The sequence below is a fragment of the Acidiphilium rubrum genome, from assembly GCF_900156265.1.
Classification (GTDB): Bacteria; Pseudomonadota; Alphaproteobacteria; order Acetobacterales; family Acetobacteraceae; genus Acidiphilium; species Acidiphilium rubrum.
The window spans coordinates 98,147-111,332 of record NZ_FTNE01000003.1 but is presented as its reverse complement, the minus strand read 5'-3'; the positions used below and the strand labels follow the sequence as shown (position 1 = coordinate 111,332).

19 protein-coding genes are annotated in these 13,186 nt (G+C 60.4%); 11 read left to right on the top strand and 8 right to left on the bottom strand.

What is annotated here, in order from left to right:
- Positions 1–2: 2 nt before the first annotated feature.
- On the bottom strand, positions 3–488 hold the full coding sequence (purE, locus tag BW994_RS03430; protein ID WP_029310832.1) for a 5-(carboxyamino)imidazole ribonucleotide mutase: 486 nt from the start codon (positions 486–488) through the stop codon (positions 3–5).
- Positions 485–688, bottom strand: coding sequence for a YdcH family protein (locus BW994_RS03425; RefSeq protein WP_029310831.1), 204 nt, complete (start codon positions 686–688; stop codon positions 485–487). The genes purE and BW994_RS03425 overlap by 4 nt, the downstream gene beginning before the upstream one ends.
- A 195-nt stretch (positions 689–883) precedes the next feature.
- Here BW994_RS03425 and BW994_RS03420 point away from each other — a divergent pair, with 195 nt between their 5' ends.
- Entirely contained in the window at positions 884–1,051 is a 168-nt protein-coding gene (locus tag BW994_RS03420; RefSeq protein ID WP_076454376.1) for a YdcH family protein, read from the top strand.
- Between the two features lie 65 nt (positions 1,052–1,116).
- Here the strand turns inward: BW994_RS03420 and BW994_RS03415 are convergent, their stop codons facing one another.
- Positions 1,117–1,701 carry a DUF1013 domain-containing protein gene (locus BW994_RS03415; RefSeq protein ID WP_175612082.1) on the bottom strand — a complete coding sequence of 195 codons (585 nt, stop codon included), beginning with the start codon at positions 1,699–1,701 and terminating at the stop codon, positions 1,117–1,119.
- Positions 1,702–1,896: 195 nt separating this feature from the next.
- Between BW994_RS03415 and moaA the strand changes: the two genes are divergently transcribed.
- The gene (gene moaA / locus BW994_RS03410; protein ID WP_029310829.1) at positions 1,897–2,898 is read left to right on the top strand and encodes a GTP 3',8-cyclase MoaA; all 1,002 of its coding nucleotides are present in this window, start codon (positions 1,897–1,899) and stop codon (positions 2,896–2,898) included.
- 44 nt (positions 2,899–2,942) lie between these two features.
- On the opposite strand, the gene BW994_RS20095 is transcribed toward moaA, so the two are convergent.
- Positions 2,943–3,419, bottom strand: coding sequence for a PEP-CTERM sorting domain-containing protein (locus BW994_RS20095; RefSeq protein ID WP_245801501.1), 477 nt, complete (start codon positions 3,417–3,419; stop codon positions 2,943–2,945).
- On the opposite strand from BW994_RS20095, the gene BW994_RS19870 reads away from it, so the two are divergent.
- Entirely contained in the window at positions 3,403–3,591 is a 189-nt protein-coding gene (locus BW994_RS19870) for a hypothetical protein (RefSeq protein ID WP_217696428.1), read from the top strand. The genes BW994_RS20095 and BW994_RS19870 overlap by 17 nt on opposite strands.
- A gap of 228 nt (positions 3,592–3,819) precedes the next feature.
- On the opposite strand, the gene BW994_RS03400 is transcribed toward BW994_RS19870, so the two are convergent.
- Positions 3,820–4,413 (bottom strand): hypothetical protein, encoded by a 594-nt coding sequence (locus BW994_RS03400; protein WP_162176775.1) that lies wholly within the window; start codon positions 4,411–4,413, stop codon positions 3,820–3,822.
- A 251-nt stretch (positions 4,414–4,664) separates the two neighbouring features.
- Between BW994_RS03400 and BW994_RS20350 the strand changes: the two genes are divergently transcribed.
- From BW994_RS20350 to BW994_RS03375, 8 genes are all read left to right on the top strand, one after another.
- Entirely contained in the window at positions 4,665–4,793 is a 129-nt protein-coding gene (locus BW994_RS20350; protein WP_281174427.1) for a hypothetical protein, read from the top strand.
- Between the two features lie 210 nt (positions 4,794–5,003).
- Complete coding sequence (locus BW994_RS19045; protein ID WP_139333962.1) at positions 5,004–5,327, top strand: hypothetical protein; 324 nt, start codon at positions 5,004–5,006, stop codon at positions 5,325–5,327.
- 41 nt (positions 5,328–5,368) lie between these two features.
- The gene (locus tag BW994_RS03395) at positions 5,369–5,740 is read left to right on the top strand and encodes a DUF3592 domain-containing protein (protein ID WP_076454362.1); all 372 of its coding nucleotides are present in this window, start codon (positions 5,369–5,371) and stop codon (positions 5,738–5,740) included.
- 12 nt (positions 5,741–5,752) lie between these two features.
- Positions 5,753–6,316 carry a hypothetical protein gene (locus tag BW994_RS03390; RefSeq protein WP_029310826.1) on the top strand — a complete coding sequence of 188 codons (564 nt, stop codon included), beginning with the start codon at positions 5,753–5,755 and terminating at the stop codon, positions 6,314–6,316.
- Between the two features lie 459 nt (positions 6,317–6,775).
- Positions 6,776–7,375 carry a hypothetical protein gene (locus BW994_RS19040; RefSeq protein ID WP_139333961.1) on the top strand — a complete coding sequence of 200 codons (600 nt, stop codon included), beginning with the start codon at positions 6,776–6,778 and terminating at the stop codon, positions 7,373–7,375.
- Positions 7,376–8,077: 702 nt separating this feature from the next.
- Positions 8,078–9,043, top strand: a complete 966-nt coding sequence (locus BW994_RS03385) for a threonine dehydratase (RefSeq protein WP_342667827.1) — start codon at positions 8,078–8,080, stop codon at positions 9,041–9,043.
- Between the two features lie 47 nt (positions 9,044–9,090).
- Entirely contained in the window at positions 9,091–9,492 is a 402-nt protein-coding gene (locus tag BW994_RS03380; RefSeq protein ID WP_051657174.1) for a thiol-disulfide oxidoreductase DCC family protein, read from the top strand.
- Entirely contained in the window at positions 9,492–10,103 is a 612-nt protein-coding gene (locus tag BW994_RS03375) for a pyridoxamine 5'-phosphate oxidase family protein (protein WP_211252755.1), read from the top strand. The genes BW994_RS03380 and BW994_RS03375 overlap by 1 nt, the downstream gene beginning before the upstream one ends.
- Positions 10,104–10,111: 8 nt before the next feature.
- Here the strand turns inward: BW994_RS03375 and BW994_RS03370 are convergent, their stop codons facing one another.
- The 3 genes from BW994_RS03370 to BW994_RS03360 all read right to left on the bottom strand — a co-directional run bounded on the left by BW994_RS03370 (position 10,112) and on the right by BW994_RS03360 (position 13,184).
- Entirely contained in the window at positions 10,112–11,038 is a 927-nt protein-coding gene (locus BW994_RS03370) for a hypothetical protein (RefSeq protein ID WP_139333960.1), read from the bottom strand.
- 81 nt (positions 11,039–11,119) lie between these two features.
- Positions 11,120–11,602: a hypothetical protein gene (locus BW994_RS03365; RefSeq protein WP_029310821.1), complete on the bottom strand. Its 483-nt coding sequence runs from the start codon at positions 11,600–11,602 to the stop codon at positions 11,120–11,122.
- A gap of 604 nt (positions 11,603–12,206) precedes the next feature.
- Complete coding sequence (locus tag BW994_RS03360; protein WP_029310820.1) at positions 12,207–13,184, bottom strand: hypothetical protein; 978 nt, start codon at positions 13,182–13,184, stop codon at positions 12,207–12,209.
- Positions 13,185–13,186: the final 2 nt, after the last annotated feature.

Sequence of the window (13,186 nt, the reverse complement as noted above, 5' to 3'; positions counted from 1 at the left end):
GGTCAGTCTTCCGGCAGTTCGGGCACGCGCGCGGTCTGGGCGGCGCGCCAGTCAGCGAGGCGGGCGGCGAGGGCGGGATCGGCCAGAGCGAGGATGGATGCCGCGAATAATCCGGCGTTGATCGCGCCGGGCTTGCCGATTGCAAACGTCGCGACCGGTATGCCGCCGGGCATCTGCACGATCGAGTACAGGCTGTCCTGGCCGCGCAGGGCGTGGGATTCCACCGGCACGCCGAGCACCGGCAAAGTGGTGAGCGAGGCGACCATGCCGGGCAGATGCGCGGCACCGCCGGCGCCGGCGATGATGATGCGCAAGCCGCGCGCGCTGGCCGATTTGGCGTACGCCACCATGCGTTCGGGCGTGCGGTGCGCGGAAATCACGCGGGCTTCGTAGGGGATGGCGAGGTCATCGAGCATGGCGGTGGCGGCTTGCAGGGTCGGCCAGTCCGACCGGCTGCCCATGATGACGCCGACGAGCGGTGGGTTCATGCGATATTATCGGGGATCAGGCGGCTTTCGAGCCGCAGGATCTGGTCACGCAGCAGCAGTTTGCGCTTCTTGAGGCGTTGTACTTGCAATTGATCGATCGCGGCGTGGTCTCCGAGCCGTGCGATCACGGTATCGAGGTCGCGATGCTCGCTGCGCAACCCGTGCAGATGACGGAGCAGATTATCCTTGTCGGTCAGCATGATCGGCTCCTTAGCACAGGGTCGCGATCAACTCCTATCGTGGTTTCGGCCGCTGATCCATGGGGGGTGTGGCTGAAGCCTTGCATAAAAGTTTGATGACAAGTGCCGCGCGGCGGGACTAGTCTCGGTTCCGGTGCCTTTGATCGGGCACCGGGCCTTCCACACGTTGGATCAACTCTCGGAAAGGAGTGAATGATGAGCTTGGAAGCGAGACTCGAGTCATTGAAGCAGCGCCACGCCGGCCTCGATGCGCGGATCACCGATGAAGATCGCCGGCCCCGACCGGATGACGACAGTCTCTCACGGCTCAAACTGGAAAAACTCCGTTTGAAGGAAGAAATGGAGCGTCTGCGGACGCGATAGTAAACCGACCGAAATCATCACATCAGCGCGGCCGGAGCGGTTCAACCGCTCCGGCCGTTTCGGGTTCAGGCGGCTTCGTCTTCCGCGTGTGCCGGCAAGGGCGGCGGGATCGGCTGGCCCTCGCGCACCGCGCGGGTGTTCGCGGCGTTGACCGCGTCGTTCAGATCCGATTGCTTGCACAGTCCGAGGATGACCGGGTCGCGCGGCTTGATGTTGGCGGAGTTCCAGTGGCTGCGCTCGCGCACTTTCTGGATGGTTTCTTTCGTGGTGCCGAGCAGTTTGACGATCGCAGCATCCTGTACCAGCGGATAGTTGCGCAGCACGAAGGCGATGGCGTCCGGCCGGTCGATCCGCTTGGCGACGGGAGTGTAGCGTGCTCCCTTGCTGCGTTTGGCGCCGGGGTTGGCGGCTTCCAGCACTTTCAGCCGGGCGGCGGGGTCGGCTTCGCAGCGCTTGATCTGTTCGGCGGTGGTCTGTTTGTTGGCGACCGGATCGTAGCCGACGATGCCCTGCGCGACCTCGCCATCGGCGATGGCCTGGATTTCGAGCGGGTGCATGCCGCAGAAATCCGCGATCTGCTCGAAGGTCAGCGCGGTCTTTTCGATCAGCCACACGGCGGTGGCTTTCGGCATCAAGGGTAGCGTCATGATCATACCTCAGAGAGAGCGGCAGGCGGCCAAGTTCGTGCCTCGGCGCAGCCGACATACAATAGCCTTGTTGATATGGTGCAGATATGACACTCTGGTCAAGCCATGCCGTGCTGTGAACGGCGCAGCCCGCCTGTGCGTGGCTGGTTGGATGGTTTATCCCTTGCGTTTCCGCGCTCACGGGTAAAGATGACAGATATGATCGACCCGTTTGGCCGCGCCATCACCTATTTGCGGATATCCGTCACCGACCGGTGCGATTTCCGCTGTGTCTATTGCATGGCGGAGGATATGAATTTTCTGCCCAAGGGCGATTTGTTGTCGCTCGAGGAGTTGGAACGGCTGGCCACCGCGTTCGTTCGACTCGGAGTGCGGAAATTGCGGCTGACCGGTGGTGAGCCGCTGGTGCGGCGCGGCGTGATGGCGCTGGTCAATCGGCTGGGGTTGCAGATCGGCGCGCAACCAGGCGAACCGGGGCTCGATGAGCTGACCCTGACCACCAATGGTAGTCAGCTGGCGCGCTATGCCGAGGAGCTGGCGGCGGCCGGGGTGAAGCGGATCAATGTGAGTATCGATACGCTGGATGTCGCGAAATTCGCGGCGATCACCCGGTGGGGGCGGTTGCCGCAGGTGCTCGAAGGGGTGATGGCGGCCAAGGCGGCGGGGTTGAAGGTCAAGATCAACGCGGTCGCTTTGAAGGATGTGAATGAGCATGAGTTCGATCACATGCTCGGCTGGTGCGGTGCGCATGGGTTCGATTTTTGCCTGATCGAGACGATGCCGCTCGGTGAGATCGATGGCGACCGGATGGATCAGTATCTGCCGTTGTCGCTGGTGCGCCAGCGGCTTGCGGCGAACTGGACGCTGACGCCGACCGATTATGTGACCGGCGGGCCGGCGCGGTATTTCGATGTGGCGGAGACCGGCACGCGGTTGGGGTTCATTACACCGCTCACGCATAATTTCTGCGAAGGGTGCAACCGGGTGCGGCTGACCTGCACGGGGACCTTGTATATGTGCCTCGGGCAGGAGGATGCGGCGGATTTGCGCAAGGTGCTGCGGGGTTCGGATGATGATGCGGTGCTTGCCGATGCGATTCGCGCGGCGATTGCGCGCAAGCCGAAGGGGCATGATTTCGTGATCGACCGGGCGCATAACCGGCCGGCGCTGGCGCGGCATATGAGCGTGACCGGGGGGTAGGGACCCGGTGGATGGTGATCCACCGGGTATTCAAACGCGTTCGATCAGGCTTTGGTGCGGCGGCGCAGCACGAGTCCGAGACCGGCGAGAGCGGTGCCGAGCAGCAGGAACGAGCCGGGTTCGGGGACTGGGATAGGTGCCTTGGTCAGTTGGAAGGTTGCCGCGACGTCGACGTCTTTCGCGACGGTGCCGCCGGTGATGAAGGTGGTGTTCGCAAGGGAAATGCTGAGAATGGCGCCATCGGTGAAATCAATCGCGGTCGGGTTTTTCCAGACGATTTTACCATCGCTAAAAAAGACATCGCCCGCCAAGCTGTAAGTGGAATCGGTGCCTTTGCCGGTGACGCTGCCCGTCGCGGCGGTGGGCAGGGTGAAGGTGAAGTTGGTGGCGATTGAATCTTGACGCGTCGCTATGCCAATAAAGGCGGCGGCCGTATCGGTCGCCTGGATGTTCAGGAAATCGTTGAAGGTGATTGTTTGACCCAGCGCGAGGTTGAGGTCGGTGATGTCGGCGTTGTTCACCGTGCCGGTGAAGTTCAGTTTGTTGGTGGTCGATCCGGTGTCGGCGAAGGTGCCGGTGCCGGAAATGATGGTGGCCTGGGCCGTGCCGACGGCGAGACATGCGGCTAGGCCGGTGAATGCGAGTAGTTTCGGGAAGGTCATGAACGTCTCCAAAGGTTATCAGGCTAAATGAAAATATAGTTATTGAGATTAAGCAACATCCGTGCCAAAAATAATATTCTTCTATATCATGACGTTAATCGCGGACGTCCCGGGGTAGTGTAAAGTTTTTTGACAGATTTAAGGCGGTGATGCGCCTTCCGGTTGGGTGATGGACAATCGGCTGGCTGACCCACAACACGCCCGTACGCCTGTTTTGTTTTGATATCGTAATGAAATGGACGTGCTGCAGTGCCGTGGGTCAGGCAGCGGTTTTTTGGATCATGTTCTCGGAAAAGCAGGCCTCAGGCTCGAAGGGTGGTTGCGGGGGCCAGAAAGAGATGGCGGGGTTTTGGTTGTCACGGGGTGGTTTCGGGATCGATCTTCGTGCGGCCGGTTGGAGGATGGCGAGGATGGCCGGGCGTTCGATGCCGAGGGCTTCGAACAAGGGGCGGAGGATGCGACCGATGGCGGGGTTGGTTTCGATCAGCTCGGCCATGGTGGGGTCGGCGAGCAGATCGCGGAGTTGCTGGGCGGGGTAGGTTACTGCGGCGGGCATGTCGTGCGTGCCGGGGAAGACGCGGGGCAGCCAGCCGAAGCCATCCGGCAGGGATGGCCGCTTGGCGCGATTGGGTTTTTCTGGCGTGAGGCGCTTCCGGCTCGGGGTGGGGCCGCGCAATACAGCGCGCGCGAAGCGGGCGGCGATGCTGGTGAGGCGTTGCCAGATGGCGATGATTTTGGCCCCCGGAAGGTGCTGCGCATGGCCCTGGGTGACGGCGATTTCGGCGAGCATCGCCATAATGAGGGCGAAGCGGTCGAGGAGCGAGATCGTCAACGGGGTTGGGGCGGTGCGCACCAGGGGAGATAACCACGGTGGGCGGGGGGTGAGAAAGGAAGAAAGCACTTCTTTTTTGGAAAAAAGAAGCAAAAAACTTTTGGTGTTCCGGGTTCGGGGCGGTTTTATCGACTTGGGGTAACGCTGTGCTGATCGTATGCGGGCGGAGCGTTGTGCGTTGCCGGCGAAGCCCCGATGCTGGTTTGCCTGGACCCTTCGATAGGCTTAACGCGCCTGCAAACGGCAGTCAGACGCTGCCATCCGGAAGGAGGATGAACAGGATCGCGTCGGGCAAACGCAAATTGCCGGTCATGGGGCACCAGCGCATCGGTCAGGACATTGACCGCGACTCGACACCTCCATCGATGACGGTGGGCAAGGCACATGAAATCGTGGAGTGATGGCTTGACCTGTCTCTGGAACGATATGATGATTTCGTTTTACATCACGTTCGTGCGTTCGTAGTGCGCTTGCTGCCGTGTTTTCATAATTAGAGGTTGTGGCACAGCCATTCCAAATCCTCGCTCAAAGAAGCCGAATTTTTGTTGCCCCGACGCAAACCAGCCGACGACCCGACCCGCGCGTTGGAAGAAGCAGGAGACTGAACGCCCATGAATCATCGGAAATTTACGCGCTATGGCTGGATGATCTCACTGTCGATCATGATCTCCGGTCCATGCTTGGCACAAACCGACGCCACGCCGCCAGATGCGCCCTCGCTCCCAAAAGGAGATTACGTGACGAAACTAAAAATCATCCCGCAACCTATGACCGCCCTGCTTGATCAGGGCTACAAAATCGTCAATTTGGCAGTCGGCCTAGGAGGGGTCGGATATCTCCTGCACCGTGGCAACCAATGGGTAGCCTGTTCAGTCATACAATCATCGCAAGCCGGTCAAAATAGGGCTGTTTCTCACTGTGCGGCGCTGAATTGACCGCTAATGCGATCCGTCCCGCACAGTTCAGGGTACCCGTCATGCGCCTTCTGTTCGGCCTCCTTGGTGTATGCCTTCTGATCGCGGCCGGCGTTCTGGCACACCAGCGGGCGGCGTTCGTCAAGACGGCCTCATTCGCAGTTGGCACTGCGATCAAATCGAAATTCGGTTCGGCCCATCCTGATATCCGGTTCACCACCAGAACCGGACAGATCGTCACCTTTCCACAAGGCGGTGCCGTGCGAGTAACAGGCGTGCAACATATCAGAGTTATCTATGATCCGGCAAAACCAGAAGAAACCGCATGCGTCGATCGACCTGGAGCCGTATATTTCTCGTCAATTATGTTAGCTGTCATCGGCAGTTTTATGCTAGCCGTGCTGGTGCTTCCAGCCTTGTTTGTGAAGCGATGATGGAGTCCTGAAATGGCGCTTGGCGTTCGGCCCAGTAATTGGGCGTTCAAAACCGCAGGCAGTGCGGGGATCAATATCGACGTCTTCGCCGCGACAGGTGGTCAGATCGTCATGGTTAACCCTCGAAAGAGACTGGAGCGTTTCAACTACGGCGGGATCGGTGCTGGCGCGGGCTTCGGTCTCAAGTTGCCGAGGATCGGCAAGCTCGAATTGAGCGTGATCGGCCACAGCATTGCCGGTACAGTCGCCCCGATGCCTTGGTGGAACACCGGCAAAATCTTCATGACAGCCGAATTCAGGGGAGCGGAATTATCCAAACATGATTTTACCGGCGCCTGCATATTCGTAGAAATCAACGTTGGAATCATAGAGGGTGCCTCAGCTACAGGTATGCTGATGGGCATCGACCCCGAAGCGGTTACCGTGCTGGGCGCTTCGGTGCTGTCTGGCATGGACTTGTTCATGTTTCTTCGTCACCCTACAATCTCACCAAAAGCGCTGCTCGTGATGGGCGGCCGGAATGCAGGAATTCAAGCCGGTACCGGCGTGGCTGGATATCTTGGGATCGTCACATAAATCCGTTGCAAAATTTTGAGTTTCAGTACCGCGCCGATTGGCTGAAACTGCCACGGTCGCCTTTTTCCAAAAGCAACGCCCAGTAAAGCCCGCCGCTCTTAATGCCCAAACCCTTTTTTTCCAGCAGAGTAAAATCGCCTGCCCAAAATTTTGACAATCCGCGACGAGCGCGTGTTGTCCGCCCATCTGACCGTTTATACGACCCGATCGTTCTGATTTTAGGACCGAATGCGACATTACGTCTCCTTGCCTGTAACCGTGGGATGATTGCGAATTATTCGAATGGCTGTTTCGCGGTCCAATTCCGCGTGACGCTTGGCAGGGTGCATGAAATCCTAGACCGATGGCTTGACCTGCATCCGGAACGCCATAATAGTTTCAATTTGCAACACTCTCACTTGGTCGTTGTGCGCACGTGACTCTATTTCCATAATTAGAGATTCTGAGACAGGAGCATTCATGACGCCCATCTCGCTAAATGCCAAGAATTTTTTTGATATATTCGTCGATAAATATAAAAAAAATAGGGAATTATATTCAGATATTGATTGGAAAGAGTTGTGGGAAGATACAAGTAATTGGTCTTTCTTTATGATTGATAATCATAATTCCGTTATTCGTCAGATGGCTGAATCATTTGGTTTGGTTTGCCCTCAGAGAGAACCTTTGCGTATAGACGCTATATTCACACCAACCGAAAAATGGGACTGGTTTCCAATATCCGTTGCCATAGAACACGAAAACAATTATCGGGAATTTCAAAGAGAAATCAAAAAATTACTGTCAGTAAAATGTGGTCTGAAAGTTGGAATAACATATTCTATTATAGAAAATAAAAAAGATAATTTAGAAAATCGACTAGAATTCGTTAAATATAAAATAGAAAAAAGCTTCTTTAGTTCTTTTAATAATATGGATAATAAACTTTTAGTCCCACATGAGTGTTATTTGTTTATTATAGGTTGCGAAACAAGTCCTAGGAAAATTGAATGGTATTACACTGTCGTTTCGCCAAAAGAAGGACTGACTAATCATTTAACATGGACACACCATCATTGACTTTTGTGCCCTAGCTCCGGAAGCTTGACTGAACACATCCAGCCAATCCAGTGGGGCCGTGAACGTCTGAAATCTATGCTCAATAAATTCGTTCGTTCACAATACAAAAAACCCTAATTTCCGGGCATGGTAAACTCGCCTGACCGAAACCGGTCAATTACGGTCACCTAATCGCGCGCGGTGGTAACATGCATAAGGTGATGCTCTTCCGCGCCCGGTGTCCATTTTTACCAAGCTTTATCCTTGTAGTCTCCCACAAAATTCGCTGCTCAGACCCTGATTATGAGTGGTTGTACTCCTGTCGATATCGGGCGATTTTTCTTACGAGTGAGCCGATATGTGCAAGGAGAATCACCACAGAGGCGCTGGCGATTATTGCCTCGAAATCCTTGTTTCGGTGGCGGCATCTGGCCCGACAGGCAAAGACTCGTTCGATGCAATCCAGCGGTTGTGCACCCGAGGGTGTTCCTCATTCGCAATGAGATGACTGTGATGGGGCGGTGGGGGCGGTGGGGGTTGATATTTGGCGATCCTGGGCGCCGGTGGTGGTCGGCACCCAGGCGGTGGTTCGGGTTCCGGCTGCGCGGGTCCGGGCGCGATAACCACGGTGGGCTTGGGTGCGACAGGGACGTGTAAGGCTGGGTAATCGGGGTGTTGTGCGCGATGTTGGGCGGGTGATGGTTGCGCGGGTGCGATGGGGGGATGATGATGTTTTCGTTGGCGGAGTTGGACGCGGCGCTGGTGCGGGTTCATGCGGCGTTTGCGGGGACGCCGCAGTACGCCTGGCCGCTGCTGGCGGCGCGGACGGGGGCGGCGGTGTGGGTGAAGCATGAGAACCATACGCCGACCGGTTCGTTCAAGGTGCGGGGCGGGCTGGTGCATATGGAGCGGTTGGCGGCGGGTGGGCCGGGGCATCCAGGCGTGGTTTCGGCGACGCGGGGCAATCATGGGCAGTCGCTGGCCCATGCGGGGGCGCGGTTCGGGATTGCGGTGACCATTGTGGTGCCGGTGGGCAACAGCACCGAGAAGAACGCGGCGATGCGCGCGCTGGGGGCGCGGTTGATCGAGCATGGCGATGATTTCGATGCCGCGCGGATCGAGGCGATGCGGCTGGCAGAGGCGGAAGGGTTGGTGTTCGCGCCCTCGTTTCATCGGGACCTGGTGCTGGGGGTGGCGACCTGGGCGCTGGAATTGTTTCGGGCGGTGCCGGGGCTCGATGCGGTTTATGTGCCGATCGGGCTGGGTTCGGGGGTTTGCGGGGCGATCATGGCGCGCGACCTGCTGGGGTTGGCGACCGAGATTATCGGCGTGCAGAGCGTGGGGGCGCCCAGCTATGCGCGCTCGCTGGCGGCGGGGCGGCCGGTGAGTTTAGAGAGCGCGATGACGCGGGCGGATGGGATTGCGGTGCGGATTCCCGACCCGGCGGCGTTCGAGATGATCCGGGCGGGGGTTTCGCGGATCGTGACGGTGACGGATGACGAGATTGCCGCGGCGATCCGCGCGTATTGGCAGGATACCCATAATCTGGCCGAGGGCGCGGGGGCGGCGCCGCTGGCGGCGCTGATGCAGGAGGCGGGGGTGATGGCGGGCAAGCGGGTCGGGTTGCCGCTGTGCGGGGGGAATATCGATCTGGCGTTGTTTCGGGACTGGGTTTGCGGGACGACGTAGCGGCTGGGCGTGATTGCAAAACCATGATCCGCGCCAATCTGGCGTGCATGGACAGGTTGAGCGATGAGCGGCCGGACGCGCGGCCGGTGGTTTATTACGATGGCGGTTGCCCGGTGTGTTCACGCGAGATCGGCCAGTATCGGCGCCGGGCGGGTGGCGAGGGGTTCGAGTGGCTGGATGTGACCAGGGCGGATGGGGCGCAGCTGGGGGCGGGCCTGACGCGTGAGGCGGCGCTGGGGCGGATGCATGTGCGGCGGGCGGATGGCACGCTGGTATCGGGTGCGGCGGCGTTTGCGGAGATCTGGCGCGGGATGCGCGGCTTGCGGTGGCTGGGGGTTCTGGTTGCGGTGCCGCCGTTCGATGCGGCGGCGGAGGTTTTGTATCGGGTGTTTTTGCGGGTGCGGCCGCTCTGGCGGCGGGGTGCGTCGGCGACGCGGCGCCGGGGTTGATGATGGATCATTCGATGGCGGGGGATGAGGGCGCGCTGTGTGCGCCGGTTGATGATCTGGGCGCGGTGGTGGCCTCGGCGTTCCGGCTGTTCGCGCGCGGGGTGGCGGACCGGCGTTCGGCGTTTCGCACGCCGACCGTGGCGACGGTGGGGGCGGATGGCGCGCCGCGGGTGCGGACCATGGTGCTGCGCGGGTTCGATGCGGCGGCGCGGCGGTTGACGCTGCATACGGATCGGCGGGGCGAGAAAATCGGCGATATCGTGCGGATGCCGCGCGTTGCGGTGCATGTTTATGATGCGCGGGCGGCGATTCAGATCCGGCTGGGCGCGACGGCGCGGTTGCACGTGGATGACGAGGTGGCGCGCGCGGCTTGGCAGCGGGCTCTGCCGGCGAGCCTTGCGTGTTATGCGGTCGACCCGGGGCCGGGGCGGTCGGTTGCGGCACCGCCGGCGGCCCCGGTGTTCAGCGAGGCGGGGTTTGCCAATTTTGCCGTGCTGGCGGTGAATTTCGATTCGTTGGAGTGGCTTTGGCTGCACCATGGCGGGCATCGGCGCGCGAAATTCGCGTGGACGGCGGATGGGGGCTGCGGGGCGAGCTGGCTGGTGGCGTGAGGGGGGCGTTACGGCCAAATCCGGGCGAACACGCCATCCGGCACTTCGAAATCGCCTTTTGGCGCGCCGTGGTACCATTGTTTGGGGAATGGCACGGGGTGCTTCGCATCGGTGATCGGGACGCCGCCGCCCCAGACGTTGAAGATGATCGCGAAAGCGATCGGGCCGCCCTGGATTTTTAAGGGTGGTACGGCCTCGGCCACCGCCTTGATCCGCTCGATCAGAGCTGGTGGGATGTGGTTCTGCCCGGTTACCACCCAGGCGCGCGATTTGAGGCCGGGTTTGACGCCCATGACCAGGGATGCGGTGACGCCGTGCTGCGGGGGCATGGCATCGAACAAAGCGGCGAGGCTTGCGTCGAGTTGTTTGATGTAGGCGGCCAGGGGCACCGCGGAGCCGACGCGAGCGACCAGGACCGGATTGGGTTGATAGACGACGATGGTTTGCTGGTGGAACGCCGCGGTGTCCGCCAGGTTCGGCGCGTCGGCCGCCGGGTGGACCGGGAATTCGAATGTCAGCGGGCGATTGGGCATGCCGGGCAGGAAGGGGCCGAAATTGACGTTGATCAGATGATTGATGACCGGGGCATTGTCCGCCGGTGGCAGGGCCCCCTTCGCGACACCGGCTTTTTGCACGTAACCTTGCGGCGTCACGACGACGAGGGCGGCAAATGGTGCGCTGACACCCACCTGGGCGAGGATGGCGTTGAACGCGCGATCGTGATGGAGTTGGCGTACGATCGCGTGGGCGTAGGTGGCCATCGCCTGCGTCTGAGCCGGCGGCGTTGGGTTTTGCGGGGCGGTGATTGGCTGGCTTGCCGTGCGGGTGGCGGGGTGCGGCGCGCAACCGGCAAGAGCGGCCAATACTGCGGCGCCGGGCAGGAGGATCGCGCGCCGGAGGGGTGAGCGCTTCGTGTTATGGGTTTTGTTTATCATTGTTGGTTTCATTTTCGATCGGCGCGCGGCGGGTAAATTGTGGGACGATCAGAGCCGATGGTTAGTGGGTGTATGGAATGACTAACCGTGTTTGAGCTTGTAGGGGAGGAAATTGCCTTGCGGGCCGCGCACGAAGGCGTGGACGTAGCAGACGCCATTGCCGCGGATGAAGGCCTCGCCGACCCTGTCGAAAAAACTGCCGGTGTAGGGGCGTGGGGGTTCGTTGCCGGCGAGGATCAAGTAGGTTTGGCCGGATTTCACGGGCAGAATGAATGGTATTTTACATGTGCCACCACGGAGAAAACCGAGGTAGATGAAGAAGTCGTTCTGGTCGGCGGGGATCGAGACGGTTGTCTGTGATTGCTTGTGGGCGTCGCCGTTCAGAATTGTGGCGGTGTGGTCGAAATCGATGGTCAGGAGGCCGGGCGAACGATCGAACGACAGTGATCCGTTACCTTGGCCGATGGCGAGCGCGACATCCAATTTCGCTGTGGGGCCGGTTGCGGGTGGCAGGTAGGGGGAGGCGCAGCCGGCCAAGGCGAAGAGGGCGATGGATGCGATCAACTGCGATAGTCTGGTTTGGAACCGGGTTCTCGTTTGGACAATTGGGGCAGGATTGCGCGAAACGGCGCGGGCCGGACGTCCATCGATCAGGTTGACGGTGGTTTGTGCTCTTTGGTTGGTCGTTATCATTGAAGTTGCTGGTCTCCCTGCCGCTGGTTTGTTTCGGTGCGGGAATACCGGGTTTATGCGTTAGTGAGAAGTGTTGGCGGTTGGGCGCGGTTTTGATCGGGGGTTGGCCGATATGTGCGGTATGACGTGCATGCTGGGGCGGCAGGGGGTTGGGGTTGGAGACCGTGCGCGGTTCTGGGCGATGGTTGTTTGAAGTCGGGAGACTATCGGGTGACTGGCGCATGCTGAAAGCGGGCTAACGGACGCCTGGGGCGGGATTTGGTGGGGGTACGGAAGGGCGCCGCATCCAGCGGGTTAGTATGGTGTTACGGCACACGGCCGGATGCTGCCAAGGTGGGGAACTCGATGTCCGATGGGATGCCGTCAGATTGATGTGTATCAAGGGATACTCATCATAATTTTGCTTTTTTCAAAAAAGCAGTGCTTGACTTGTTATTATTTCTTTGATGCCCCGTATCGATTGGCGGGCTGAGGTTCAGGGTCTGCCGAACAAGGCGGCGGCAGCGGGTTTGGCGGTGAAGACGCAGGTGACGCTGTGAGCGCAGCCTGGGATGATGGTCAGGCTGTGGCCGCCGTGGGCGAGGAATTTGCGGTCGTAGGCGGCGTAGGCGATGCCGCGGCCGAGGCGGTAGCGGCCCTGAGTTTCGGCGGCGCAGTTTTTTTCGAGCATGCGGTAGGCGGTATTGCGGGCTTTGCCTTGGTCGTTCGCACCTTCGAGGTAATGGATGTCGGCTGCGATGTAGGCAGTGCGGGCGGCGACGGCGCTGCGACCGAGGTCGGGCGGCAGATGGTCGGTGCCGAATTTCCAGTCATTGAAGCGGGGGCACATGGTCGGGTTGGGGTGCGGGCGGAAGCGGTTGAAATAGAGAAAGGCGCTGGGATCGGCGATCACAAAGCGCTCGCGCACCGGCGTGGGTGGCGGGGCTGCGAAGGCGGCGTAGCGCTGGGTGAACTGGGCGCCGGCTGAAAAACCGGCGATGGTTATGGTGCGGACGTCCGGATAGCGGCGGTGGATTTGATCGATCAGCGCGTTCATGGCGCCGAATGAGGTGATCGGCGTGTTGCTGGCGGGCGCGCCGTCGAGCCAGGTGCCACACCGCCAGAGCGCGTTGGTTGGCGCGGGGCCCGGCACGCCGTGGAAATGGCAGAACCGGGCGGCCTCGGGGGGCGGCACCTGGAAGATGGGGGCGATGACCAGGGTTGTCGCTAAGCGTCCGGCCTGGCGGGCGGCACGGGCGGCGGCGTGGAAGGTGCGGTTGGCATCGCGCGGGTAGCCCTGGATGGCGATGAGGGCGCTGGTCTGGCCGGGGTTCGGCGGTCGGGAGACGAAATAGGACAGGGTTTTGCCGCCGGCGAGCGCCACGTCGGCGAGCGGTGGATTGGCGGCGCGGGCGATCGGCGCGCGTGCCGCGATCAGGGCGAGGGCGGCGATCAGGACGCGGCGAACTTGCATGG